Source organism: Novosphingobium decolorationis (assembly GCF_018417475.1).
Taxonomy (GTDB): Bacteria; Pseudomonadota; Alphaproteobacteria; order Sphingomonadales; family Sphingomonadaceae; genus Novosphingobium; species Novosphingobium decolorationis.
Genome location: NZ_CP054856.1, coordinates 2,695,784 through 2,720,546, shown reverse-complemented (window position 1 = coordinate 2,720,546; position 24,763 = coordinate 2,695,784). Strand labels below are relative to the sequence as shown.

Annotated in this window: 21 protein-coding genes and 1 pseudogene; 8 read left to right on the top strand and 14 right to left on the bottom strand. The window is 65.1% G+C overall.

What is annotated here, in order from left to right:
• Positions 1-17 precede the first annotated feature (17 nt).
• From sciP to HT578_RS12630, 5 genes are all read left to right on the top strand, one after another.
• On the top strand, positions 18-317 hold the full coding sequence (gene sciP, locus HT578_RS12650; RefSeq protein WP_039390007.1) for a CtrA inhibitor SciP: 300 nt from the start codon (positions 18-20) through the stop codon (positions 315-317).
• 292 nt (positions 318-609) lie between these two features.
• Positions 610-1,839 carry an efflux RND transporter periplasmic adaptor subunit gene (locus HT578_RS12645; RefSeq protein ID WP_039390009.1) on the top strand — a complete coding sequence of 410 codons (1,230 nt, stop codon included), beginning with the start codon at positions 610-612 and terminating at the stop codon, positions 1,837-1,839.
• 20 nt (positions 1,840-1,859) lie between these two features.
• The gene (locus tag HT578_RS12640) at positions 1,860-5,300 is read left to right on the top strand and encodes an efflux RND transporter permease subunit (protein WP_213499856.1); all 3,441 of its coding nucleotides are present in this window, start codon (positions 1,860-1,862) and stop codon (positions 5,298-5,300) included.
• Between the two features lie 95 nt (positions 5,301-5,395).
• Positions 5,396-6,628, top strand: a complete 1,233-nt coding sequence (locus tag HT578_RS12635; protein ID WP_213504301.1) for a DUF445 domain-containing protein — start codon at positions 5,396-5,398, stop codon at positions 6,626-6,628.
• Positions 6,625-7,182 carry a GNAT family N-acetyltransferase gene (locus tag HT578_RS12630; RefSeq protein ID WP_239026274.1) on the top strand — a complete coding sequence of 186 codons (558 nt, stop codon included), beginning with the start codon at positions 6,625-6,627 and terminating at the stop codon, positions 7,180-7,182. Before HT578_RS12635 ends, HT578_RS12630 begins: the two co-directional genes overlap by 4 nt.
• Positions 7,183-7,190: 8 nt before the next feature.
• On the opposite strand, the gene HT578_RS12625 is transcribed toward HT578_RS12630, so the two are convergent.
• From HT578_RS12625 to sucC, 4 genes are all read right to left on the bottom strand, one after another.
• Positions 7,191-7,985 carry a TonB family protein gene (locus HT578_RS12625; RefSeq protein WP_213499855.1) on the bottom strand — a complete coding sequence of 265 codons (795 nt, stop codon included), beginning with the start codon at positions 7,983-7,985 and terminating at the stop codon, positions 7,191-7,193.
• A 259-nt stretch (positions 7,986-8,244) separates the two neighbouring features.
• Positions 8,245-9,174, bottom strand: coding sequence for an electron transfer flavoprotein subunit alpha/FixB family protein (locus HT578_RS12620; protein ID WP_213499854.1), 930 nt, complete (start codon positions 9,172-9,174; stop codon positions 8,245-8,247).
• Positions 9,174-9,920, bottom strand: a complete 747-nt coding sequence (locus tag HT578_RS12615) for an electron transfer flavoprotein subunit beta/FixA family protein (protein ID WP_039390014.1) — start codon at positions 9,918-9,920, stop codon at positions 9,174-9,176. The genes HT578_RS12620 and HT578_RS12615 overlap by 1 nt, the downstream gene beginning before the upstream one ends.
• A gap of 284 nt (positions 9,921-10,204) precedes the next feature.
• Positions 10,205-11,401: an ADP-forming succinate--CoA ligase subunit beta gene (gene sucC / locus HT578_RS12610; protein ID WP_039390015.1), complete on the bottom strand. Its 1,197-nt coding sequence runs from the start codon at positions 11,399-11,401 to the stop codon at positions 10,205-10,207.
• 216 nt (positions 11,402-11,617) lie between these two features.
• Here sucC and HT578_RS12605 point away from each other — a divergent pair, with 216 nt between their 5' ends.
• Positions 11,618-12,412 (top strand): 3'(2'),5'-bisphosphate nucleotidase CysQ, encoded by a 795-nt coding sequence (locus HT578_RS12605; protein ID WP_213499853.1) that lies wholly within the window; start codon positions 11,618-11,620, stop codon positions 12,410-12,412.
• Here HT578_RS12605 and HT578_RS12600 read toward each other — a convergent pair.
• Together HT578_RS12600 and HT578_RS12595 are read right to left on the bottom strand one after the other, a co-directional pair.
• Positions 12,400-12,927: a response regulator gene (locus HT578_RS12600; RefSeq protein WP_213499851.1), complete on the bottom strand. Its 528-nt coding sequence runs from the start codon at positions 12,925-12,927 to the stop codon at positions 12,400-12,402. The genes HT578_RS12605 and HT578_RS12600 overlap by 13 nt on opposite strands.
• A 439-nt stretch (positions 12,928-13,366) precedes the next feature.
• Complete coding sequence (locus tag HT578_RS12595) at positions 13,367-14,041, bottom strand: YiaD family glycine zipper/OmpA-like lipoprotein (RefSeq protein WP_213499849.1); 675 nt, start codon at positions 14,039-14,041, stop codon at positions 13,367-13,369.
• Positions 14,042-14,234: 193 nt separating this feature from the next.
• Here HT578_RS12595 and HT578_RS12590 point away from each other — a divergent pair, with 193 nt between their 5' ends.
• The gene (locus HT578_RS12590) at positions 14,235-15,569 is read left to right on the top strand and encodes a hemolysin family protein (protein WP_213499847.1); all 1,335 of its coding nucleotides are present in this window, start codon (positions 14,235-14,237) and stop codon (positions 15,567-15,569) included.
• Positions 15,570-15,725: 156 nt separating this feature from the next.
• Here HT578_RS12590 and HT578_RS12585 read toward each other — a convergent pair.
• Positions 15,726-16,806 (bottom strand): annotated as a pseudogene (locus HT578_RS12585) (IS630 family transposase).
• A gap of 137 nt (positions 16,807-16,943) precedes the next feature.
• On the opposite strand from HT578_RS12585, the gene HT578_RS12580 reads away from it, so the two are divergent.
• Positions 16,944-17,675, top strand: a complete 732-nt coding sequence (locus tag HT578_RS12580) for a DUF695 domain-containing protein (protein ID WP_213499845.1) — start codon at positions 16,944-16,946, stop codon at positions 17,673-17,675.
• Between the two features lie 236 nt (positions 17,676-17,911).
• On the opposite strand, the gene HT578_RS12575 is transcribed toward HT578_RS12580, so the two are convergent.
• The 7 genes from HT578_RS12575 to purE form a co-directional block, all read right to left on the bottom strand.
• A complete protein-coding gene (locus HT578_RS12575; RefSeq protein ID WP_039392019.1) occupies positions 17,912-18,328 on the bottom strand; it encodes a DUF3035 domain-containing protein in 417 nt (138 codons plus the stop codon).
• A 4-nt stretch (positions 18,329-18,332) separates the two neighbouring features.
• Positions 18,333-18,842 carry a signal peptidase II gene (lspA, locus tag HT578_RS12570; protein ID WP_213504298.1) on the bottom strand — a complete coding sequence of 170 codons (510 nt, stop codon included), beginning with the start codon at positions 18,840-18,842 and terminating at the stop codon, positions 18,333-18,335.
• 5 nt (positions 18,843-18,847) lie between these two features.
• On the bottom strand, positions 18,848-21,658 hold the full coding sequence (gene ileS, locus HT578_RS12565; protein WP_213499843.1) for an isoleucine--tRNA ligase: 2,811 nt from the start codon (positions 21,656-21,658) through the stop codon (positions 18,848-18,850).
• A 75-nt stretch (positions 21,659-21,733) separates the two neighbouring features.
• Complete coding sequence (locus tag HT578_RS12560; RefSeq protein ID WP_213499841.1) at positions 21,734-22,666, bottom strand: bifunctional riboflavin kinase/FAD synthetase; 933 nt, start codon at positions 22,664-22,666, stop codon at positions 21,734-21,736.
• Between the two features lie 9 nt (positions 22,667-22,675).
• Positions 22,676-23,158 carry a dihydrofolate reductase gene (locus HT578_RS12555; protein WP_213499839.1) on the bottom strand — a complete coding sequence of 161 codons (483 nt, stop codon included), beginning with the start codon at positions 23,156-23,158 and terminating at the stop codon, positions 22,676-22,678.
• Between the two features lie 8 nt (positions 23,159-23,166).
• Complete coding sequence (locus HT578_RS12550; protein ID WP_213499837.1) at positions 23,167-24,225, bottom strand: 5-(carboxyamino)imidazole ribonucleotide synthase; 1,059 nt, start codon at positions 24,223-24,225, stop codon at positions 23,167-23,169.
• A 46-nt stretch (positions 24,226-24,271) separates the two neighbouring features.
• Positions 24,272-24,763 (bottom strand): 5-(carboxyamino)imidazole ribonucleotide mutase, encoded by a 492-nt coding sequence (gene purE / locus HT578_RS12545; protein ID WP_213499835.1) that lies wholly within the window; start codon positions 24,761-24,763, stop codon positions 24,272-24,274.

The window sequence follows — 24,763 nt, the reverse complement described above, 5'->3', positions numbered from 1 at the left end:
GGTGGGCGAGGGCTAAGATGATCGAAAATCAGAAAATCAGACCCGCGCAGGTAATCGGGCCACTGGGTGAACCGCTCACTCTCGAGTCGCTTCCCCCCGCCAATACCACGCGCTGGGTCGTGCGCCGCAAGGCCGAGGTCGTGGCCGCCGTCAATGGCGGTCTGCTGACCATCGACGAAGTGTGTGAACGTTACCAGCTGACGCTCGAGGAATTCGCCTCCTGGCAGCGGGCCGTGGATCGCTCTGGAATGCAGGGGCTGCGCGTCACGCGCATCCAGCACTACCGCGATCTCTACGAGCGCCAGCAAAAGTACTGATCACCCCCCGATCAGTTCCGCGGGACCGACAAACGGCGACGAACCTTCCGGGTTTGTCGCCGTTTTTCTGTGCCTGTTGTTTTCATGCCGTTGAACGAGGCGAGAAGTCGTTGGTCGATCCGGGGGCGTATCTGGCGCCAGATCGCGTTGCCACCCGTCGTAGGCACACGTATACGTCAGGATCAGGGATTAACGGCCATGATCCGGGCCGTGCGGGGCGATGCGTGACCTTGCACGGGAAACTGGGGGACCTGTGAGGGTGCCGGGACGATGCGGCCAGTGCGGTGACGGAATGAATTACACGAGCAAGTTGGACAAGGATCGCGCCGAAGTCGTGAGCAAGGAGGACCTGGGCGCACAGACGGGCGCGGACGGGGCTTTCGAGGCGCACGAGGCGCAGACGCAAGGGCCCGAAAAAGGCTCCTCGCGGCTGATCTGGCTTGGCGTTGCCGGGGCTTTCGTGCTCATCGTGGGAATCTGGTTCTACCTCCACAGCGGTTCGGAAACCGGCCCGGTCGAGGCGGCACAGGTGCCGGTCGTGACCGTCGTCAAGCCGGGCCGCTCGACCGTCGTGGGCACGATCACCGCCACCGGATCGCTCGCCGCGCGCCGCGCCATGCCGATCGGTTCGGTGGGTGAAGGCGGGCAGGTGCGCAGCGTCCTCGTCGAACCGGGCGACTGGGTGAAGGCCGGCCAGGTGCTCGCCGTCGTCGACAGTTCGGTGCAGGTCCAGCAGCAGGCCAGCCAGGCCGCGCAGATCAAGGCCGCGCAGGCCGACGCGCGGCTCGCCCAGTCCAATCTCGACCGCGCGCTCCAGCTGGTCGATCGCGGCTTCATCTCCAAGGCCGACGTCGACCGCCTGACCGCCACGCGCGATGCGGCACTGGCCCAGGTCGAACTGGCCCGCGCTTCGCTGCGCCAGCTTCAGGCCCAGGCCGCGCGCCTCAACATCGTCGCGCCCGCCGCCGGGCTCGTGCTTGAACGCAATGTCGAGCCGGGCCAGGTCGTGGGCGGCGGCTCGAGCGTACTGTTCCGCCTTGCCAAGGGCGGCGAGATGGAACTGCTCGCCAATCTCAGCGAGGACGACCTGGCGCGCGTGCGCGTCGGTGCGCAGGCCGAGGTGACTCCGGTCGGCTCGGAGCGCGCCTTCACCGGGCAGGTCTGGCAGGTCTCGCCGATCATCGACCCGACCTCGCGCCAGGGCACCGCGCGCATCGCGCTGGCCTATGACCGTGCGCTGCGTCCGGGGGGCTTTGCCAGCGCCACGCTGACCAGCGGCACCGTGGTGGCGCCGATGCTTCCGGAATCGGCGATCCAGAGCGATGCCGAGGGCAGTTTTGTCTATGTCGTGGGCAAGGACAACAAGGTGGCGCGGCGCGGGGTCGAAACCGGGCTCGTTACCGCCGATGGCATCGTCATCTCCAAGGGCCTTGCCGGCACCGAGACGGTCGTCCTGCGCGCCGGTGGCTTCCTCAATCCCGAGGACACCGTCGAGCCGCGCATGGCCAAGACCGCGGACTGACGCGTCGGGCAGGGACAGACATGAACTTTCGCAACATCTCGGCCTGGTCGATCCGCAACCCGATCATTCCGATCGTCTTCTTCATCGGCCTGATGATCGCGGGGATGGTCTCGTTCGGGCGCATGAATGTCAACAACATGCCCGATGTGGACTTCCCGGGCGTGGTCGTGCGCATCAGCCAGCCCGGCGCCGCCCCGACCGAGATCGAGACCCAGATCACCCAGATCGTCGAGGGCGCCGCCCGCTCGATCAGCGGGGTCGAGGAGATTGAATCCAACGCCTCGGAAGGCAGTTCGGTCACCTTTGTGCGCTTTGCCATCGGCACCGATGCGGACGTGGCCACCAACCAGGTGAAGAACGCGGTCGACCAGGTGCGCGGCGACCTGCCCGATGGCATTCTCGAACCGCAGATCTCCAAGGTCGAAGCGGGCGGCGGGGGGACCCTTGCGGTCTTCGCGGTCAGCGCCGATGACATGACCATCGAACAGCTGAGCTGGTTCATCGACGATACCGTCTCCAAGAACCTGCTTTCGGTCCAGGGGCTTGCCTCGGTCAGCCGCAACGGCGGCGTGGACCGCGAGATCCGCGTCGTGGTCGATCCCGACAAGATGATCGCCTTTGGCGTGACCGCGCGCGACATCAACACAGTGCTGCGCCAGGTGAACACCGATGCGGCGGGCGGCGAGGCGGAAATTGCCGGTTCGCGCCAGTCGGTGCGCGTGCTGGGCAATGCCGACAGCGCCTACGACCTTTCGCAGACGCGCATCAACCTGGGCAATGGCCGCCAGGTCAAGCTTTCCGATGTGGCCAAGGTCTACGACGGCTATTCCGAGCGCTACCGCATGGCCAAGCTGCGCGGGCGTGAGGTCGTCACCTTCAGCTTCGACCGCGCCATCGGCGCCTCGGACGTCGCGGTCTACGACGGCGCGATGGAAAAGCTCGACGCGATCCGCAAGGCCAACCCGTCGGTCCACTTCACCCGCCTGTTCTCGCAGGTGGACTACACCCGCGAGCAGTACACCAGCTCGATGGAGATGCTGGTGGAGGGCGCGGTGCTGGCCATCGTCATCGTCTACCTGTTCCTGCGGGACTGGCGCGCGACCTTCATCGCCGCCATCGCCATCCCGCTTTCCGCGATCCCGACCTTCTGGTTCATGGATCTCATGGGCTTCACGCTCAACTTCCTCTCGCTGCTCGCGCTGAGCCTGGTGGCCGGTGTCCTTGTCGATGACGCCATCGTCGAGATCGAGAACATCGTGCGCCACATGCGCATGGGCAAGAGCGCCTACCAGGCCTCGATCGACGCGGCCGACGAGATCGGCCTCGCGGTTGTCGCCACCACCTTCTCGATCGTGGCGGTGTTCTTCCCCGTCGGCATGATGCCGGGCATTTCGGGGCAGTTCTTCAAGGCCTTCGGTCTTACAATCGTCGTGGCCGTGCTGATCAGCCTTGCGGTCGCGCGCATGATCACGCCGATGGTCGCGGCCTATTTCCTGAAGTCGCATGGCCATGCCGAGCACGGCGGCGGGCGGATCATGGACCTTTACGTGAAGATCCTCGCCTGGACGCTCGACAGCCGCGAGGCGCTGCGCCGCAAGGCCGCGCTGGTGCGCCCGGAGCATGGCCGCTGGTATGCGCTCCCGGCCGTGGCGCTGCTCTTTGTCCTCCTCCTTGCCGGTATTGCGGGGGCCGTCGCCGCGTTCCAGGCGCTGGCCGCAGGCGTGGCCGCGCTGGGGCTTGGCAACAGCGCGCAGGTCGTCCTGCCCTCGCTTATTGCCCCGCTGGCCGTCCCGCTCGTGATCTTCGGGCTGGGCAAGGTGTTCCGACTGGTCTGGGGGCTCATGGGCACCTTTGGCCAATGGTACCGCTACTGGCACGACCGCGTGGCCGCACGCACACGCGATCACCGCTTCTACGCCTTCCTCGCCGGTGTCTACGCGTTGGTGGTGACCTTCGCGTTGCTGCTGGGCCTGCCGCAGGAGTTCATGCCGGCCAACAACTCCGACACGAGCCGGGTCAATATCGAGATGGTGCCCGGCACCACGCTCGAGCAGACCGAGGCCGTGGCCGACGAGGTGACCCACATCATCGAGGCGCAGTCCGAGGTGGAGCTGGTCATGGCCGCCTCGCGCGAGGGTGAGGCGACGCTCTACATCACGCTCAAGCCTGCCGATAAGCGCGATGCGACCAGCATCGAGTTCGAACGCCGCCTGGCGCCCGAACTGCAGCGCATTCCCGATGCGCGCGTGAGCTTTGCCACCCAGTCGGGCGGCTTCGGGTCGGGCCGCGACATCTCGGTCATGCTGTCGGGCAGCGATTCCGACCAGCTCAACAAGACCGCACAGATCCTGGTCGACCAGATGCGTTCGATCCCGGGCGTCGTCGCGCCGCGTATCGCGGCCGACCTCCAGCGCCCTGAACTTGTCATCGTGCCCCGGCTCGACCTCGCTGCCCAGCTTGGCGTGACCACCACCGCGCTCAGCCAGACGATCCGGATCGCGACCCTGGGCGAGATCGACCAGAACGCGGCCAAGTTCTCGCTCTCGGACCGGCAGGTGCCGATCCGCGTGGTGCTCGACCGGGATTCGCGCCGCGACTTCTCGACCATCGAGAACCTGCCGGTGACGACCAGCGCAGGGGGCAGTGTTCCCCTGAAGCGCGTGGCTGAAATCCGCTTTGGCGCAGGTCCGACCGAGATCGCGCGCTACAACCAGGCGCGCCGCGTCTTCGTTGGCGCCGACCTTGGGCCCGGGCAGATCAAGGGCACGGTGATGGAGGCGATCCAGCAGCTGCCGATCATGCAGAACCTGCCGATGGGCGTCTCCAACGCGCCGGTGGGCGAGGACCAGTGGCAGGCCGAGATGATCACCAACTTCATCATCGCGGTGATCAGCGGCATTTTCCTCGTCTTCGCGGTGCTAGTGCTGCTCTACAAGCGCTTCGTCTCGCCGCTGGTGAACATGGCCTCGCTCCTCCTGGCGCCGCTCGGCGGCCTGCTGGCCATCGCGATCCGGGGGGAACCGATCTCGATGCCGGTCTTCATCGGCATTCTCATGCTGCTGGGCATCGTCGCCAAGAACTCGATCCTCCTCATCGATTTCGCGATCGAGGAAATGCACCGCGGCGTGGAGAAGGTGACCGCGATCATCGATGCCGGGCACAAGCGCGCGCAGCCGATCGTGATGACCACGGTCGCGATGACGGCGGGCATGGTGCCGACCGCGCTGTCGATCTCGGGCGACGGGGCCTTCCGCGCGCCGATGGGCCTCGTGGTGATCGGCGGGCTCCTCCTTTCCACCTTGCTTACTCTGGTAATTGTGCCCGCAGCCTTTAGCCTTGCCGATGGTTTCGAGAAGCGGATCGGACCCAAGCTGCGCACGACGCTGCTGACGTTCGAGCCGCACCATGCCGAGGAGGCGCACGCCCGTTCGCAAGGGGGGACCGCGCTTCCCGCCGAATAAGGGAAAGGCGCGTAGTTTTGGCGCAGGACAGTACATTCAGGGAGATCGGCGCCGGGATTGGCGCCGGTATCGGCAAGGCCGACAGGGCGCGCCGCATGCGCCTCTTCGCGACCGGTCTTCTCCTGACCATGGCCGCGCTGTTCCTGGCGCTTCACCGCCTGCACGGGCTCTTTCCCGCCTGGGACACGCCGCTGGGCTACGCCATCGCCTTTACCGAGGCGGCGATGGTGGGCGGGCTGGCTGACTGGTTTGCGGTCACCGCGCTCTTTCGCCGGCCGCTGGGCCTGCCGATCCCGCACACCGCGATCATTCCGGAGAACAAGGACCGGATCGCCGATTCGATGGCGCGCTTCCTGCGCGAGAATTTCCTGACCCCGCAGGTCGTCGCCCGGCGCCTGCAGGGCTTCAACTTTGCCGCGAGCCTGGGCGGTTTCCTCGGCGATCCGACGCGGGGCGAGAATCCGAGGATCCGGGCGGGCGCGGCCAATCTCCTTGCCGATGTGCTGGAATCGCTCGACCCCGAGCAGATGGGAGGCATGGTCAAGACCGGCCTCAAGTCCCAGCTCGCGCGGATCGATGCCGCGCCGCTCCTTGCCCAGATGCTCGAGAACGCAATTGCCGACCAGCGCCACCTGCCTGTCCTGGAGGCGATGCTGCGCAAGGTGGGAGAGGTGATCGAGGCCAACGAGCCGATGATCCGCGAGATGATCCACGCGCGCGCCAACACGATCATGCGCTGGACCGGCCTTGATGAGCGCCTTGCCAACGGGGTCCTCGACGGAACCTACCGCCTTCTTGCCGAAATCATCGTGCAGCCCGACCATCCCTTGCGCGGCAAGGTCGACGAGGCGCTGACGGCCCTCGTGCGCGACTTGCGCAGCGATCCTGAAATGCAGGCGCGGGTGGCGCGCATCAAGGCCGAACTGCTGGCCAATCCGGCGCTGGGCGCCTGGATCGAGGCGATGTGGGAGCGGGGCCGCACCGCGCTGCTCGAAGCCATGCGCAACCCCGAGGCCGCGCTCTCCGGCTCGCTCGGCGCAACGCTGGGGCAGGGGCTTGGCCAGCTGGGTGCGGCGCTTGGCGGCGACGCGCGCCTGCAGGTCATGGTCAACCGCTTTGCCCGCCGCACGCTCGTCGGCGTGAGTGCGCGCTACGGCAGCGAGATCGTGCGGCTCGTCTCCGAGACGGTGAAGCGCTGGGACGCGCAGACGGTGTCGGCCCGGATCGAGGGGGCGGTCGGCCGCGACCTCCAGTTCATCCGCATCAACGGAACGCTGGTGGGCGGCCTCTTCGGCCTTGCCATCCACACCGTGGAGCGCTTCCTGTGAGCCAGGAGCCGTGGCCCGAGGGCCTGACCGCGCCCCTTCTTACTACCACGCGCTTTGAATTGTGGCAGCCGCGGGTGGGGGATCTGGTGGCGCACATGGCGCTGCTCGCCGATCCGGAGGTGACGCGTTATCTCGCGCCCACGCCCCCCGACCCGGAAAAGCACATGGAGCGTCTGATCCGCCATGCCGAAAGCTGGCTCCAGCACGGCTATGGGCTCTTCGCGGTGCGCCCCCACGGATCGGAGGCGATGATCGCGAGCTGCGGCCTGTTTCACTCCAACCGGGGCTTCGGCAAGGGGTTCGACGATGCCACCGAGGCGGGCTGGATCGTGGCGCGCGACTGGTGGGGCCAAGGCGTTGCGCGCGAGGTCATGGAGGCGAGCCTCGCCTGGTTCGAGGAACGCCATGGCCCGCGCCGCATGGTCTGCATGATCGAGGAGGGCAACCTTGCGTCCGAGCGTCTTGCCGCTGCGCTGGGCTTTGTCGCCTACGACCGCAAGGAGCCCGACGCCGAGGACCCGGTCGCGCTCAACCTTTACGAGCGTCAGCCTTGAGACCTGCCCTAGTTTAGCCGGAAGATGGTCGTGACAGCCCAGTAGCTCGTCACCGGGGTATCATCGGCAAGCCGCGCCGGCTCGAACGTGAGATTCGTCATCCGTTCGCATACCAGTTCGTCGAACCTGGGATCGTTCTGGGATAGGGGGACGCGGCATCCCTGCATCTTCCCTTGCGGATCGACAGTGACGACGACGTTGACGCGGGCTTGTGCGCCTTTTCGAATGAGGTTGCTTGGGAATTTCAATCCCATCTGCCGGCGCAGTTCACCATCTCCGGCCGGGCGAGCTTCGTAGGCAACCTGATCCTGCACATCGGGATCGACGCCCCATTGGCGCAAGAGATCCCGAGTGCATGTGCGCAAGGCGGCCAGAGGCTTCTCGAGAGCGCCGGTATTGAATCTGAGCGTGCGGGGGCCGAGGTCGACATCGAAGTGATCGACCTCGCCGGCGACGGGACGGACGAAATGCCGATCGGGCTCCTCGCCTTTGGCGAGGGCCGAGGTGCGCTGATCGGCGTCCATGCGATCGAGTTCATCGTGATCGATGGCGATCTCGGTGGTGAAGAGCAGGGAGTCATAAGTGTCATCGACTTTCGCGGCGATTGCATCGGCTTCGTAGGAGGGGAAGGGTGCAAAGGCGACTTCGATGTCCCGGTGCGGCAGGTTGAGCTTGGCCGGGCCTCCGGTGAGCTGGATCTGGTAGGTGTAGTCCGGCGTGAAGTTCAGGAAGCGCAGGAGGACGCCTTCGTCGCCTTCGCCGTACATGCGTTGCAGGACGCAGGCGTTGTCGGCCCAGTCCACGTTCCAGGGCGAGGAGGCTTCCAGAACGAAGGTGTCCGGCTTGGCCTGAGCGCCCTGCGCCGTCAGCAGCCCACATACCGCCGCGATGGCCCAACCTGTTCTGCGCATCTCGATATCCCCCTATCCAGTTGACCAAGAATGGCATGAGGCAGGGTAGGGGGCAAGACTCTTGCGGGGAAGCAATGTCGCGTCGATCTACGAAAAAGCCCCCGCCGGGCCGGAGCCGGACGAGGGCTTTTCAAACCTTCGGGCCGAAGCCTCAGAGCTTGCCGGTAAGTTCCGGCACGGCGTCGTAGAGGTCGGCGACAAGACCGATGTCTGCGACCTGGAAGATCGGGGCGTCCTCGTCCTTGTTGATGGCGATGATGGTCTTGGAGTCCTTCATGCCCGCAAGGTGCTGGATCGCGCCCGAGATGCCGACCGCGATGTAGACTTCGGGCGCCACGATCTTGCCGGTCTGGCCGACCTGGTAGTCGTTGGGGACATAGCCCGCATCGACCGCCGCGCGGCTGGCACCCACGGCGGCGCCGAGCTTGTCGGCGAGCGGCAGGATGGTGGCCTCGAAGGTGTCCGCGTCCTTGAGGGCACGGCCGCCCGAGACGATGACCTTGGCGCTGGTGAGCTCAGGGCGCTCGCTGGTCGCGATCTCCTGGCCCACGAAGCTGGAGAGACCCGCATCGCCCTTGCCCGAGACGGCCTCGACGCTGGCCGAACCGCTCTCGGCATCGGCCTTTTCGAAGGCGGTGCCGCGCACGGTGATGACGAGCTTGGCGTCGGTGCTCTCGACCGTGGCGATCGCGTTGCCGGCATAGATCGGACGGGTGAAGGTCTTCTCGCCCTCGACCGAGAGGATGTCCGAGACCTGCATGACGTCGAGCAGGGCGGCGACGCGCGGCGCGATGTTCTTGCCAGTGGTCGTGGCGGGCGCGAGGAAGGCGTCGTGATCGCCCATCAGCTCGACGATGAGCGGGGCGACGTTCTCGGCGAGGCCATGCTCGTAAGCCGCGTCGTCGGCGAGGTGCACCTTGGCGACGCCAGCGATCCTGGCGGCTTCGTCGGCGACGGCCGCGCAGCCTGCGCCTGCAACGATGAGGTGAACTTCACCCAGCTTTGCAGCGGCGGTGACGGTGGAGAGCGTCGCGTCCTTGACGGCGGCGTTGTCGTGTTCGACCCAAACAAGCGTCTTCATTACGCGACTCCCATTTCCTTGAGCTTGGCGACAAGCGCATCGACGTTCTCGACCTTGATGCCGGCGCTGCGCACCGGCGGTTCGGCGACCTTGAGCGTCTTGAGGCGCGGCGCGATGTCGACGCCGTAATCGGCGGGCGTCTTGGCATCGAGCGGCTTCTTCTTGGCCTTCATGATGTTGGGCAGCGATGCGTAGCGCGGCTCGTTCAGGCGAAGGTCGGTGGTGACGATGGCGGGCATCGCGAGCTTGACGGTCTCGAGACCGCCGTCGACTTCGCGGGTGACGGCCACGCTATCGCCCTCGACCACGACCTTGGAGGCGAAGGTGCCCTGCGGACGGCCGAGCAGGGCCGCGAGCATCTGGCCGGTCTGGTTGGAATCGTCGTCGATCGCCTGCTTGCCCAGGATCACGAGGCCGGGGTTCTCTTCCTCGACCACGGCCTTGAGGATCTTGGCGACCGCGAGCGGTTCGACTTCCTCGTCGGTGGCGACATGGATCGCGCGGTCCGCGCCCATCGCCATGCCCGTGCGCAAGGTTTCGGCGGCCTTGGCCGGGCCGATCGAGACCACGATGACCTCTTCGGCGTTGCCCGCTTCCTTGATCTGCAGCGCTTCCTCGACGGCAATCTCGTCGAAGGGGTTCATGCTCATCTTCACGTTGGCAAGGTCCACGCCGGACCCGTCCGCCTTTACCCGCGGCTTCACATTGTAGTCGATCACCCGCTTCACGGGCACGAGGATTTTCATGAGAATATGTCCTCTCAAACTCTGCTGCAGGGCTGTTTAGCCATGCGATTAAATTGCGCGGTGGATGCCATCGCGCCCCACGCTCAAGACGTCAACCCCCGCAATTGTTCCATCGCCCCAAGAGGGGCTTTAGTCGCGCCGGGCAATTGGCCCGCGAAGTGCATGAGGAGGTCTGCTCCCGGCGTACAGAGCGGGGCCGGGCCCTGTTCGAAGGGCAAAAAGAAAGCGGCGGGAGCCCGAGGCCCCCGCCGCTTTGCATGTCGTATCGGTGCCTGTGGGGCCGATCAGGCCGCCTGAACTTCGGCGACGATCTTCTTGGCCGCATCGCCCAGGTCGTTGGCCGGAACGATCGGCAGGCCCGAGTTGGCGAGGATGTCCTTGCCCTGCTGCACGTTGGTGCCTTCGAGGCGAACCACGAGCGGCACGCCCAGGTTCACTTCCTTGGCCGCGGCCACGATGCCCTCGGCAATGACGTCGCACTTCATGATGCCGCCGAAGATGTTCACGAGGATGCCCTTCACGTTGGGATCGCCGAGAATGATCTTGAACGCCGCAGTCACCTTTTCGGTGGTGGCGCCGCCGCCCACGTCGAGGAAGTTGGCGGGGAACGAGCCGTTGAGCTTGATGATGTCCATGGTCGCCATGGCAAGCCCTGCGCCGTTCACCATGCAGCCGATGTCACCATCGAGCTTGATGTAGGCGAGGTCGTACTTCGAAGCTTCGATCTCGGCCGGATCTTCTTCGGTCTCGTCGCGCAGTTCGCGCACGTCGGGGTGACGGTACAGCGCGTTCGAATCGAAGCTCATCTTGGTGTCGAGGACGAGCAGTTGGCCGTCGGCGCTTTCCACCAGCGGGTTGATCTCGAGCATGTCGCAGTCGAGGTCCATGAAGGCCTCATAGATCTGCTTGGCGATCTTCTGCGCCTGCTTGTTGAGATCGCCGGTCAGCTTGAGACCGAAGGCGACGGCGCGGCCGTGGTGGGGCTGGAAGCCTTCGGCCGGGTCGATCGTGATCGTGGTGATCTTTTCCGGAGTCGAGTGGGCGACTTCCTCGATGTCCATGCCGCCTTCGGTCGAGGCGATCATCGCGACGCGGCCGGTGGCGCGGTCAACGAGCATCGAGAAGTAGTATTCCTTGGCGATGTCGACGCCGTCGGTCACGTAAAGGCGGTTGACCTGCTTGCCGGCATCACCCGTCTGGATGGTGACGAGGGTGTTGCCGAGCATTTCCTTTGCGAATTCCTCGACCTCGTCGATCGACTTGGCGAGGCGCACGCCGCCCTTGGCGTCGGGGCCGAGTTCCTTGAACTTGCCCTTGCCGCGGCCACCGGCGTGAATCTGCGCCTTGACGACGTAGAGCGGTCCGGGGAGCTGCTTGGCGGCGGCAACGGCTTCTTCGACGGTCAGGGCGGGGATGCCGGCGGGGATGCCCACGCCGTACTTCGCAAGCAGTTCCTTGGCCTGATATTCGTGAATGTTCATCGGTCAGTCGCTTTCTGCTGGAGTTTCCTCGAAGGAGGGCGCGAATGGTGATTTTTGCAACGCCGCCTAAGCATATCCCTGCGCGCTTGAAAAGGCCTCTAAGGCTCCGCATGACGTGGGAAATGGACATCCGGGCGACTTTGTCGGCAAATCGCGAGGGAGTTTCGGCATAATGCGAAGCAATATCAATAGATCGACGCCGGAGGGCTTCCCACGATGATCGACCGCGCACGTCTCGAAGCGATCGTGCGCGAGGCCGGGCGTATTGCGCTTGCGGCCTGGCCGGGCGACGGACACGTCCTTGCGCACTGGGAAAAGGACCCGGGCAGTCCGGTCAGCGCCGCCGACCTCGCCGTGGATGCCTATCTGAAACGCGAGCTGCGCGCGCTGCTGCCCGCTGCGGGATGGCTGAGCGAGGAGACGCTCGACAGCGGCGCGCGCTGCGCACAGGACCTGGTCTGGCTGGTCGATCCCATCGACGGCACGCGCGACTTCATCGGCGGGCGCGATGGCTGGGCGGTTTCCGTGGCGCTGGTCAACCGCCACCGTCCGCTCTTCGGCTATCTCTACGCGCCCGCGCGCCGGCGCGCGGAAGGCGGGGAGTTCTGGAAAGGTGAACTGGGGCGGGGCGCCACGCGCAACGGCATCCCTCTCACGGCGAGCGCACGTCCCGCCCTGGCGGGGGCGCGGGTGCCTGCGCGCAAGCTCGCGCCCGAAGACGCGGATCTGTTGCGCATCGAGCAGCCCAACTCGATCGCGCTGCGCATGGCGATGGTCGCGGCCGACGAGGCGGACCTGCTGGCTACGCTGCGCTGGGGGTTCGAATGGGACATTGCCGCCGCTGGGTTGATTGCCCGCGAAGCGGGCGCGGCTGTGACCGATGCCTTCGGTAAGCCGCTCAACTACAACAAGCACGATCCGCGTGCCTTCGGCGTCCTGTGCTGTTCGAGCGCGATGCACGGCGAGGCGGTGGCCCGCCTCGCCGACCGGGCCGCGCGTTACTCGGCGTAAGCCTGGGGGGCGTGGCTTTCGTTCGAGGCCCGCCACAGCTCGCGCATCTGGCGAAGACCCGCATCTTCCTGAGGCTGGATCACGCTCGGGGCGAGTTGGGGAAAGACGCTCTCCGGTTCGCTGGTCGCCAGTGCCTTGGCAGAGTGCGCTGCGGCCACAGAGAGCAGCGTCGACTTCAGTTCCTCGGCGCCGCAGGGCCAGGGCAGGTAGGCGCCCGCACCCTTCAGGAGCGCTGCGGAACGGCGCTGCGGGCTCGCGTCGGCCGAGAAGGCAACGAAGGGTAAGTCCTTCTGGTGCATCTTGAGGAGGCGGCACAGAGAATCGACGGTGCCTCCGGAATCCTCGACCAGCAGGACAGCATCCCTTGGCCAATATTGTGTAAGCTCCGAATAATGTTCAAGTGGAATTACGTAACTTGCTAGATTTGTCAGCTCATATGCGATTCGCGCGCGCCGATGAACATCGCTGTCTATCAATACAACCTGCGCTCTTTCCACTTTATCCTCCATACTCAAAACAATCTCTCTCAATAAATTTCATAAAATCAGGAATGAATTGAGTTCGTATTTCACGTAATGGATAACCAATAGTGATTTGAGTATAAGTGTAATTACTAAGAGGTGGGCCCGTATGGTGGAGGAAGGCCTGATTAAGCGTCAATGTGGTGGAAAAAGAACAAGAAGCGAGAGAGGGCGGGTGAGTCAGGCGCAACTGGAGCCTGATTCCCTAGGCCCCGGAAAAGCGTTATTGTTGCGCATTGCGCAACCACATTCGCCGTTTCGTCATTTGCCCGCATCCGGGCTTGCACCTAAAGAGGAAACGCCTTTCAGGCATCCTCTCCCAAATGAACTAAAACGGCCGGTCCGACATGGACCGGCCTTTTTTTTGCCCGGCGCGGGGGCGGATAGGGAAGCGTGCGGCCCCTGGGGACGCACGCTTCGCATGTCGGGGCGATCAATTCGCCGAGCGGGCGTCCTCGGTCGTGACCGGGGTGATCTTGATTTCCACGCGGCGATTGAGCGCACGGCCCTCGGCGGTGGTGTTGTCGGCGACGGGGTAATCCTCACCCATGCCCTGGGTCTGCAGACGGGCCGAAGCGACGCCGCGACTGATCAGGTAGCGCGCGACCGAATCGGCGCGGCGCTTGGAAAGGTCGAGGTTGTAGCTGGCCGCGCCCGTCGAATCGGTGTGGCCGTAGACGTCGACGAGGCTGTTGGGATACTCGACCATCGACTGCGCGACCTTGTCGAGCGAGCTCTGGAACGAGGGGCTGATCGCGGTCGAATCGACGGCGAAGGTCACGTCGGGCAGGTTGACGAGAATGCCGTCGCCTTCCTGCGTCACGTCGATGCCCGAGCCCGCGGTGTCTTCCTTCAGCTCCTTGATCTGCTTGTCCATCTGGTAGCCGACCACGCCGCCTGCGACGCCGCCAATGCCTGCACCGACAATACGTGCGGTCTTGCCGCCGATGACGCTGCCCAGAAGGTAGCCCAGGCCCGCACCGCCGGCACCGCCGATGGCCGTGCGCGACACCTTGCGCTCGCCCGTGTTGGGATCGGTGACACAGGCCGAGAGGCCTACCAGCGAAAGTGCGGCCGCTGCACTGATGAACAAACGCGATTTTTTCATAACGATGCCTTTCCTAGATCCGCATGCCTGCAGGAGGTCTGTGCTGTCGTGCACATTAATCCCTCCTGTCCACCTTGCCCACAACGAACAATGGGTCAGGGTGTTCCGCAGGCAGGGTCAAAGTCGCTTTTGCGAGACAAGGGCTACGCAACCGCTTCGCGCCGCCGTCGAACTCTGCTAGCGCTGAGCCATTGTGACGCCATTTCCCTGGACCGACCTTCTCGTCATCGTTGGGCTGATCCTGCTCAATGGCCTTTTCGCCATGTCCGAGCTCGCGATCGTGTCGGCGCGTGTCCCGCGCCTGCAGGTCAGCGCGGACAAGGGCAATGCGGCGGCCCGGACCGCGATCGCGCTGGCGCAGGACCCGGGCAAGTTCCTCTCCACCGTCCAGATCGGCATCACCCTCATCGGCATCGTCGCGGGCGCCTATTCGGGCGCGAGCCTGGGCGGTCCGGTGGGCGAGCGTCTGGCCATGCTGGGCATGCCCGCCGCCTATGCCGACGAAGCGGGCTTTGCTCTCGTGATCGTGGCGACGACCTACGCCAGCCTGGTGGCGGGGGAACTGGTCCCCAAGCAGCTCGCGCTGCGCGCTGCCGAGCCGGTGGCCATCGTGATGGCCCTGCCAATGGCCTGGATGGCGCGGATCATGGCGCCGTTCGTGTGGCTGCTCGACCGCTCCTCAGGCCTGATCCTGCGCCTCCTGGCGATCCGAGGCGGCGCGCAGGAGCGACTGACCTCCGAGGAACTCCAGATGATCTTCGCCGAGGCCACGCGTTCGGGCGTGATCGAGGAAGAGGAGCGCGCGATGATGGCGGGCGTCATGCGTCTGGCCGACCGTCCGGTGCGCGAACTGATGACGCCGCGCAACCAGCTCGACTGGATCGTTCTCGACGCCAGCGAGGAGGAGCTGCGCGCGCGGATCGAGGAGACACCGCACTCCCTCCTGCCCGTGGCGCAGGAGGAATCGCGCGACACCATCGTCGGCGTCCTCAAGGTGCGCGAAGTTCTCGCCGCGCTGGTCGCAGGCGAGCGCGTCGACATTGCTAAGATGATGACGCGCGCCGAAGTCATTCCCGACCAGCTCGATGCCATGGACGCGCTGCGCAAGCTCCAGAGCGCGCCCGTGGCGATGGCCTTCGTCCACGACGAATACGGGCACCTGGAAGGCATCGTGACACCCACCGACGTGCTTGAGGCGCTGGTGGGCAACTTCGCCAGCCATCAGGACGTGGGCGATGCGCCGCTGGTGATCGACCGCGAGGACGGCTCGATGCTCGTCTCGGGCGCGATGCCCGCCGATGCGCTGGCCGACCGCCTTGCCATGACGCTGCCCGAAGACCGCGAATTCGCAACGGCCGCGGGCTATGTCCTCGCCGTCCTCAAGAAGGTGCCGGGGGAGGGCGAACACTTTACCGAGCAGGGCTGGCGTTTCGAGGTGGTCGACATGGACGGCCTCAAGATCGACAAGATCCTCGTCCACCGGCAGGGCGACGAGGCGGAAGGCGACGGCGTCACCGGCGAGGGGTGAGATGCCACCAGAAGCAGCTTTCCGAGGGCCATCGCCCTCGGGCTCCCCAAACTGTCGAGCGCACCTTACATGCCTAGCCTTGATTCAGGCGGCGTGGGCAGATTCGTACCTCGGGCTTCGCCCCATGACGGACATTCATCAAACCAAACGATATTTCTAGTGGATTGACTCCAACGTTTGGAACCCTCGATTTCGAGCGGCGATGATGTCATCCGGATTGGCCTTCCAGATGAAGGGCTTGGGGTTATCGGCATTGTACTCCCGGATGAACCGGTTGATGGCAGCCTGGAGCTCGACGACGGAGTGGAAGACGCCGTGCTTGAGGCGCCGCCTGGTCAGCTTTGCGAAGAAGCCCTCGACGGCATTGAGCCATGAGGAAGAAGTTGGCGTGAAGTGGAAAGTCCAGCGCGGATGGCGGGCGAGCCACTCCTGGACCTTGTCCTTCTTGTGTGCGGCATAGTTGTCGAGGATCACGTGGATCGCCTTATCCTTGGGCACTTCGCGCTCGATCCGATTGAGGAAGCGGATGAACTCCTGGTGGCGGTGACGCTGCATGTTCTGCCCGATGACGGTTCCGTCGAGTACGTTGAGTGCAGCAAACAGCGTGGTCGTGCCGTGGCGCTTGTAGTCATGGGTCAGGGTACCGGCGCGGCCCTTCTTCATCGGCAGGCCGGGCTGGGTGCGGTCGAGCGCCTGTATCTGCGATTTCTCGTCGATCGACAGGACCACCGCATGGGCGGGCGGATCGACATAGAGGCCGACGATCTCGGTGAGCTTTTCGGCGAAAGCCGGATCGTTCGACAGCGAAGCTGCGCCAGCGATGCGGAGCAAGCCCATGCGCCTTCCAGATCGACTGCACTGTCGAAACGGCAAGCCCGACCGCTTTGGCCATCGCGCGCGCCGTCCAGTGGGTTGCCTCATGCGGCGGCGGTTCCTGCGTCAGCCGGACAATCTCGGCCACGCGCTTGGGCAACACTGGCGCCTTGCCGGGCGGACGGGACTTGTCGCGAAGAAGACCATCTACACCTTCGTGCATGAAGCGCTCCTGCCAGCGCCACACGCAGGTCTTCGACTTGCCTGTGGCCGCCATGATCGCCGAGGTCCCCAGGCCATCGCTGCTCAAAAGCACGATACGGGCGCGCCAGACATGTTTCTGCGGGCTCAAGGGAGCCGACACGATGTCGTCCAGGCGTTGACGGTCGGAAGCCGAAACGGTGAAGCTGATCCCATCGCGCATCCTCCGAGACTGGCACGCCTGCAAGCCGGTGGGAATCCCCAGACGGACTCTTTCGTTGCGGTCAATCCACTAGAACCCGTTGTTGAAAGCCTTCGGTGCAAAGCTATCGTGCAGGTGAACAGCACCGGGATATGTTGATGTCGGACCACTGGAATTTTTATCCGCTTCTCGTAGATGGCGAACCTGCATCCATCTTTGTCGATCTCGGTATCGCCAGGGTCGCGCCAGTGGCCAAATTCCCGAACATGGCTTATCTTCGTGTGCGAATGAATCATCCCCGCGAAGATGGCCTGTCGAGCCAGCAAGAGTTCGACACGCTGGTTGCGCTCGAAAAGGACGTTGCCAAAACTATCGGGAGCAACGGTAGAGCGCTCTATGTTGGCCGCAACACATCAAGCGGAAATCGCGATTTCTACTTCTATACGAATGACCCCTCCATTGAGGCGAAACTAATCGAGGCAATGGAAAACTGGCCTTCTTTCCAGTTCCAGACTGGCACTCGCTTAGATCGCGAATGGTCAACTTACTGGGGGTTCCTCCATCCCTCGCCGGAGGATTTGCAGAGAATTGGGAACCGTGACGTAATTGATCGGCTGCTCGAAAACGGTGATCATATCGACCGTCCCCGGAAAATAGATCACTTTGCAGTGTTCAAAACACCGACTGATCGCGACCAGTTTGCTCGATATATTCTCGCACAGGGCTACTCGGTTTCACAAGAAAGAGATGCAAGCGAGTTCGAATACGGGATCGAGTTCGATCGAACAGATAGGCCAGACCAGATCGACGAAATAACGATCGATCTCTACCGCAATGCGAAGGTGAGCAATGGCGACTACGATGGCTGGGGCTGCGTTGTTGAGGATTGAACGAGGCAAGCCATAGCTTCGTCACCAAGACCCAACCGTCTTGAATCGACCCATTCCAGTCGTTCCGATCAATGCCGAACTTGTTCACGCGGCCTTAGTGCGGTGAGGTCGCCGATTTCGGGGGCAAGGGGCGATGGCCCCTTGAATCGGGCTTTTCTTCTTTCCCGACTTCACACGCAAAAAGGGCCGGGAGAGCATCGCCCTCCCGGCCCTTTTCGTAACTCTGGAAGCCGGGTTCAGCCGCCGACGGCGACCTGGGCTTCGCGGCCGTCGCCTTCCGGGGCGGACAGGATCGAGCGGGTCACCTGGCCCTTGGCCACGGTGTAGGTGTCGGGATCGCCCACGGTCGAGCGGATGCCGGGCTCCGCCTTGCCGGCCATGGCGAGGGTTGCCGTTTCCACGTCGCTGCGGGCTTGCGGGCCGCCGAACAGCGCATCAAGGGTCTGCTCCTGAAGCGCGCCGTCGGAGGGGCGCGGTTCGCCCTGCTTGGGCGGCTGCAGCGAGAAGTCGGGCGGCACGACCAGCGGCGTCTGGCGCTGGACGGCGAATTCGTCCGGCCGCGCGCGGTTGAACAGGCCGCTGCTGCCACAGGCCGAGAGCAGGAATGCGCCGCTCGTGACAAGGATCAGGGCGCCGGTCTTCTTAACGAACATCAAATCAACTCTCCGGAGCGGGGCTTGCTGTGGTTTCGGGCTTGTCGCGCGAAAGGAGCGTGCGGGCAAGGATAATCAGGACGCCCAGGGTAATCGCGGCATCGGCGATGTTGAAGACCAGGAAGGGCCTCCATTCGCCGAAATGCAGGTCGGCAAAGTCGACCACGTAGCCGAAGCTGAAGCGGTCGCGGATGTTGCCGAGCGCGCCGCCCAGCACCAGGCCGAGCGCGCCGATCTCGGGCAGCTTGCGCTCGCGCAGCAGCCACACGAAGACGAACAGCGCGATTCCCGCGGTCATCGCCACCAGCGCCCAGCGCCCCTCGGGCGAGCCCGCGGTAAAGAGGCCGAGCGAGACGCCGAAGTTCTGCGTGAAGCGCAGCGCGAAGAAGGGCAGGATTTCCTGCACGTCGCCCACCCGGTCGATGCCGAGCGGGCCCGTGACCCAGGACTTCACGCCCTGGTCGACAAGGAACACAAGGGCTGCGGCCAGAAGGCCGAGCAGGCGCTTGCGCATGAGGGTCACGCGGGGGTCTCCGGCGCGTCCACCACGTCCTCGCAGCGCCCGCACAGCGCGCCGTCTTCCGAAACTTCGGGAAGCAGGCGCCAGCAACGGCCGCACTTGTGGTGGGTGGTCTTGGTGACGGTCACGTCCTCGCCTTGCCCGCGGCTCACTGTCGCGGTGATGAACAGCGCGGCCAGATCCTCGTCCGAGAAGCCCTCGGGCACGGCGCTGGCGGGAACGGTGACTTCGGCCTCGAGGCTGGAGCGCACGGTCTTCTCACGGCGCAGCGGTTCGATGGCTTCCGTGACCTTCTCGCGCAGGGTGCGCAGGGCCGTCCAGGTGTCCTTGTCGGCATCCGGTGCGGGCACTTCGGGCCATTCCAGAAGGTGGACGCTGCCGCCTTCGGGATAACGCGAGGTCCATACTTCCTCGGCCGTGAACACGGTGACAGGGGCCGCGTAGCGCACCAGTGCGTGGAACAGCGTGTCGAGCGCGGTGCGGTAGGCGCGGCGCTCCAGGCTGGCCGGATCGTCGCAGTAGAGACGGTCCTTGCGGATGTCGAAGAAGAAGGCCGAGAGGTCCTCGTTGCAGAAGTCGAGGAGACGCCGCACGTAGGTGTTGAAGTCATAGTCGGCGACGGCCTGCTTCAGGTCCGCGTCGAGATCGGCCAGCAGCGCGAGCATGTAGCGTTCGAGCTCGGGCATGTCGGCGAGGGCCACACGCTCATCCTCGGCGAAATCGCTGAGCGCGCCGAGCATGTAGCGGAAGGTGTTGCGCAGGCGGCGGTACTGGTCGCCCACGCCCTTCAGGATCTCATCGCCAATGCGGTGGTCCTCGGTGAAGTCGACCGAGAGCGCCCAGAGGCGGATGATGTCTGCGCCTCTGGTTTCCATGACCTTGATCGGGCTGATCGTGTTGCCCAGCGACTTCGACATCTTGAAGCCCTTGGAGTCCATCGTGAAGCCGTGGGTGAGCACCGCCTTGTAGGGCGCATGGCCGCGCGTGGCGCAGGCTTCGAGCAGCGAGGACTGGAACCAGCCACGGTGCTGGTCGGAGCCTTCGAGGTAGAGGTCCGCGTGCGGGCCTTCATAGCCTTCGGGGCGCAGCAGTTCGGGCCACTTGCCCGATTCGAGGACAAAGGCGTGGGTCGAGCCGGAATCGAACCAGACATCGAGAATGTCGACGACGCGCTCGTAATCCTCGGCCTTGTAGGCCCCGCCCAGGTATTCCTGCGCGCGCTCGTCCGACCAGGCATCGACGCCGCTTTCACGGATGGCCGCGATGATGCGCGCGTTGACCGCCTCGTCGACGAGGTATTCGCCGGTTGTGCGGTCGACGAAGAGCGTGATCGGCACGCCCCAGGCGCGCTGGCGCGAGAGCACCCAGTCGGGGCGGCCCTGGACCATCGCGCCGATGCGGTTGCGGCCCTTGGCGGGCACGAAGCGCGTGTGGGCGAGCGCCATCTCGGCGGTTTCGCGCAGGGTCATGCCATCGGGCATGCCCGAGGTGGCGGAGGGCTTGTCCATCGGTACGAACCACTGCGGGGTGCAGCGGTAGATGACCTTGGCCTTCGAGCGCCACGAATGCGGGTAGGAGTGGCTGTAGTCGGCCGAGGCCGAAAGCAGCGCGCCAGCCTCCTTGAGGTCCGAACAGATCGGGCCGTCAGGCGCGGTGAACTTGGGGTTGATGACCGACCCCTGACCGCCCAGCCACAGCCAGTCTTCGCGGTAGCGGCCATCGGCTTCGACCACGAACTTGGGATTGAGGCCGTTGGCCTTGCACAGCTCGAAGTCGTCCTCGCCGTGATCGGGGGCGAGGTGGACAAGGCCGGTGCCCGAATCGGTGGTGACGAAATCGCCCGCCAGCATCGGGCGCAGTTCGGCGTAGAAGCCGCCCAGGTGATGCATCGGGTGGCGCACCTTGGTGCCTTCGAGCCCTGCGCCCTTCATGAAGAAGTGCAGGTCGTGCGTTTCATGGCCCAGGCGCTTGATGAAGGCGTCGACCAGCGGCTCGGCGATGAGGTAGCGCCGACCATCGGCCTCGATCAGGTGGTAATCGATGTGGGAGCCGTAGGCGAGCGCCTGGTTGACGGGGATCGTCCAGGGCGTGGTCGTCCAGATCACTGCGTAGGCGCCGACAAGGTCGGGGTCCTGCGATTCAACGATCTCGAAGGCGACGTCGATCTGGGTCGAGACGATGTCCTCGTACTCGACCTCGGCTTCGGCGAGCGCGGTCTTCTCGACCGGCGACCACATGACCGGCTTGGCGCCGCGGTAGAGCATGTTGCTCTGCGCGAACTTCAGGAGTTCGGTCACGATGGTGGCTTCGGCGTCGAAGTCCATCGTCAGGTAGGGCTGGTCCCAGTTGCCGTTGATGCCCAGGCGCTTCAACTGCTCGCGCTGGGTATCGACCCACTGGCGCGCGTAGGCGCGGCATTCAGCGCGGAATTCCTCGGCGGGAACCTCGTCCTTGTTCTTCTTCTTCTTGCGGTAGGCTTCTTCCACCTTCCACTCGATGGGAAGGCCGTGGCAGTCCCAGCCCGGCACGTAGGGCGCGTCCTTGCCCAGCAGCGTCTGCGTGCGCACGACCATGTCCTTGAGGATGTGGTTGAGCGCATGGCCGATGTGCATGTCGCCATTGGCGTAGGGCGGGCCGTCGTGGAGGATGAACTTTTCCCGGCCTGCGCGCGCGGCGCGAACCTGGTCGTAAATCCGCTCGCTTTCCCAACGCGAAAGAATACCGGGCTCCTTCTGGGCGAGGCCGGCCTTCATGGGGAAATCGGTCTTCGGCAGGAAGACGGTGTCTTTGTAGTCGCGTTGTTCAGTCATGACCGGCCGCCACTAGAGCAATTGCGCGGTTCTTGGAAGGGAGGAAGAGTCCATGAATGGACTCTCTTTTGCCGATCAGGTCAGGGGAGCGAGAAGTTCGCGTGCCTTGACGCAGTCGCGCCCGATCTGAGTCATCATTTCCTCGATCGAGGCGAACTTGGCCTCGGGGCGGATGAAGTGGTGGAATTCCACCTCGATGACGAGGTCGTACATGTCCTCCGACACGTCGAAGAAATGCGGCTCCAGGAGTTCGACAGGCGGCTGGATCGTGGGGCGGATGCCCAGGTTCGCCGCGCCCGGAATCCGGCGTCCGTCCGGGAAATGGCCGATCACCGCGTAGATCCCGTAGTGCGGACGCAGGTAGCTTGCCATGTCGATGTTGGCGGTGGGGAAGCCCATCTGGCGTCCGAACTTGTTGCCGTGCTGGACGGGCCCGCGCACCGCGAAGGGGCGGGTGAGGAGGCGTGCGGCGGCCTCGCAGTCGCCCGCGATGAGCGCTTCGCGCACGCGGCTCGACGAGATAGGTCCATACTGGTCGTGAACGGCGGGGACGGTGCGGTTGGTGACGCCGAATCGGGCTCCGATCTCGCGCAGCACGTCCGGATTGCCCCCGCGGCCCTTGCCGAAGGTGAAATCCTCGCCGGTGACGACGCCGGCCACGCCAAGCTGGCGGTGGAGGACTTCCTCGATCCATTCCGCCGCGGTCATGCTCGCCATCAGGCGGTCGAAGTGGAGCACCAGCATGGCGTCGGCCCCGGCCGCGCCGAACAGGTCCTCGCGCTGGTCGAGGGTGGTCAGCCGGAAGGGCGCCGCGTCGGGCTGGAACAGGCGCACCGGGTGCGGATCGAAGGTCGCCACGATGACCGGGCGGCCCTCGGCGCGCGCCCAGCGGATCGCTTCGCCGACGACGGCCTGGTGGCCCTGGTGGAAACCATCGAAGTTGCCCAGCGCGACAATGGCGCCATGGAGCGAATCGGGGACGGGTACGCGGTTGTCGAGGCGAATCATGTCTGGCGGCTATAGGTTGCGCTGGAGGGTCACGAAAGCGTGAGGCGGAAAATTGCCGTTTGCCGGATGTTCCTCGCGCGCGGTCTCGCGCCAGGTGTCGTCCAGAATCGGGAAATGCGTGTCGCCGACGTAGTCCTCGTGGATTTCGGTCAGCTCGATGCGGTGGGCGTGTTCCAGGAACAGCGCGTAGATCTCGCCCCCACCGATGATCGCGATTTCGCACTCACCGGCCAGCTCCAGCGCAGCGTGCACGGTGTGGACCACTTCGGCGCCCTCGGCCTGCCACTTGGTATCGCGGGTGAGCACGATGTGGCGGCGGCCGGGAAGGGGCGAAGGGAAGCTCTCGAAGGTCTTGCGGCCCATGACCATGGGCTTGCCCATGGTCAGCGCCTTGAAACGCTTGAGATCGGCTGGAAGGCGCCAGGGCAACTGCCCGCCGAGGCCGATCACGCCGTTCGCCGCGCGGGCGGTGATGAGGAAGATGTCCTGCACCTGCCCGCTCAGTCGAAAGTCAGGCGGGTGACGTGGCCCATCTTGCGGCCGGGGCGTACATCGCCCTTGCCGTAGAGATGCAGGTGGTTGGCCGGGTCCTTGAGAATTTCGGCCCAGTCGTTCGCAGCCTCGCCGATGAGATTGCGCATTTCCACAGCGTCCGCGGCAAGTTCGGTGCTGCCTAGCGGCAGCCCACAGATCGCGCGGATGTGGTTCTCGAACTGGCAGGTGACCGCGCCCTCGATGGTCCAGTGGCCGGAGTTGTGGACGCGCGGGGCCATCTCGTTGAAGACAGGGCCCGCCTCGGTCGCAAAGAACTCCAGGGTCAGGACGCCGACGTAGTCGAGCGCGTCGGCGACCTTGGCGGCCAGGTCGCGCGCGGCAGGCACCTGCGCGGTGATCGCATCGGGTGCGGGCACGGTGCTGAGCGCGAGAATGCCGTCTTCGTGGCGGTTGTGCGCGGAATCGAAATAGCGGATTTCGCCGTCCTGGCCGCGGCACAGGATCACCGAGAACTCGGCCGAGAAGTGGACGAAGCCCTCGTAGATGAGCGGCTGGTCGGGCAGGTCGAGGCCCTCGGCGTCTTCGGGCGACATGATCCGCCACTGGCCCTTGCCATCATAGCCGTCGCGCCGGGTCTTGAGGATGCCGGGCGTGCCGATCCTGGCGATCGCGGCGCGCAGGTCCTCGGGCGAATCCACAGGCGCGAAGGGGGCAGGGGTGCCGCCCAGCTTGGTGACGAAGGTCTTCTCGGCGAGGCGATCCTGCGCGGTTTCCAGCGCGCGCGGGTGCGGGAAGACCGGCACCTCGCCCAGCGCGGCGAGCGGGGCTACTGGCACGTTCTCGAACTCGTAGGTCACCACCGCGCAGTCGGCCGCGAAGGCGGAAAGGCCCGCCGCGTAGTCGAACGCGGCCTGGGTGTGCGCCGCACTCACTTCGGCGGCGACCGAGTGGTCCTCGGGCGCGTAGATATGGCAGCGGTAGCCAAGCCGCGCGGCGGCCATCGCGAGCATCCGGCCAAGCTGGCCGCCACCAAGGATTCCGATGGTTTCGCCGGGAGCAATCATGCGCTGTCGTATCTGCCTTTGCGGTCGTGGGGGGGAGAGGGGTGGATCAGTCGGACGTCGGGCGCTCGGCGACGCTCTGCGTCTGCTTTGCGCGGAAGGCCTTGAGCCGGTCGGCGAGGCCCTCGTCCGAGGTCGAGAGGATCGAGGCGGCGAGCAGGCCGGCATTGGCCGCACCCGCCTCGCCGATGGCGAGCGTGCCGACCGGGATGCCGGCGGGCATCTGCACGATCGAGAGAAGGCTGTCCTGGCCCGAGAGCGCGCGGCTCTGGACCGGAACGCCCAACACCGGAAGATGGGTCATCGAGGCGACCATGCCCGGCAGGTGGGCGGCACCGCCGGCACCTGCGATCACGACCTTGAACCCTTCCTCTTCCGCGCTCTTGGCGAAGTCGACGAGGCGGTCGGGCGTGCGGTGGGCCGAGACGATGCGGGCATCGTAGGTGACCTCGAGCGTGTCGAGCATGTCGGCGGCGCGCTGCATCGTCGGCCAGTCCGACTGGCTGCCCATGATGATGGCGACGCGGGGCTTCTCGCTCAT

Excerpts from the sequence above, each read along its gene's own strand:
- sciP (WP_039390007.1), top strand. The coding sequence starts at position 18 with ATGATCGAAAATCAGAAAATCAGACCCGCGCAGGTAATCGGGCCACTG.
- HT578_RS12645 (WP_039390009.1), top strand. The coding sequence starts at position 610 with ATGAATTACACGAGCAAGTTGGACAAGGATCGCGCCGAAGTCGTGAGC.
- HT578_RS12640 (WP_213499856.1), top strand. The coding sequence starts at position 1,860 with ATGAACTTTCGCAACATCTCGGCCTGGTCGATCCGCAACCCGATCATT.
- HT578_RS12635 (WP_213504301.1), top strand. The coding sequence starts at position 5,396 with ATGCGCCTCTTCGCGACCGGTCTTCTCCTGACCATGGCCGCGCTGTTC.
- HT578_RS12620 (WP_213499854.1), bottom strand. The coding sequence starts at position 9,174 with ATGAAGACGCTTGTTTGGGTCGAACACGACAACGCCGCCGTCAAGGAC.
- HT578_RS12615 (WP_039390014.1), bottom strand. The coding sequence starts at position 9,920 with ATGAAAATCCTCGTGCCCGTGAAGCGGGTGATCGACTACAATGTGAAG.
- sucC (WP_039390015.1), bottom strand. The coding sequence starts at position 11,401 with ATGAACATTCACGAATATCAGGCCAAGGAACTGCTTGCGAAGTACGGC.
- HT578_RS12605 (WP_213499853.1), top strand. The coding sequence starts at position 11,618 with ATGATCGACCGCGCACGTCTCGAAGCGATCGTGCGCGAGGCCGGGCGT.
- HT578_RS12595 (WP_213499849.1), bottom strand. The coding sequence starts at position 14,041 with ATGAAAAAATCGCGTTTGTTCATCAGTGCAGCGGCCGCACTTTCGCTG.
- HT578_RS12580 (WP_213499845.1), top strand. The coding sequence starts at position 16,944 with ATGTCGGACCACTGGAATTTTTATCCGCTTCTCGTAGATGGCGAACCT.
- HT578_RS12575 (WP_039392019.1), bottom strand. The coding sequence starts at position 18,328 with ATGTTCGTTAAGAAGACCGGCGCCCTGATCCTTGTCACGAGCGGCGCA.
- lspA (WP_213504298.1), bottom strand. The coding sequence starts at position 18,842 with ATGCGCAAGCGCCTGCTCGGCCTTCTGGCCGCAGCCCTTGTGTTCCTT.
- ileS (WP_213499843.1), bottom strand. The coding sequence starts at position 21,658 with ATGACTGAACAACGCGACTACAAAGACACCGTCTTCCTGCCGAAGACC.
- HT578_RS12560 (WP_213499841.1), bottom strand. The coding sequence starts at position 22,666 with ATGATTCGCCTCGACAACCGCGTACCCGTCCCCGATTCGCTCCATGGC.
- HT578_RS12550 (WP_213499837.1), bottom strand. The coding sequence starts at position 24,225 with ATGATTGCTCCCGGCGAAACCATCGGAATCCTTGGTGGCGGCCAGCTT.
- purE (WP_213499835.1), bottom strand. The coding sequence starts at position 24,763 with ATGAGCGAGAAGCCCCGCGTCGCCATCATCATGGGCAGCCAGTCGGAC.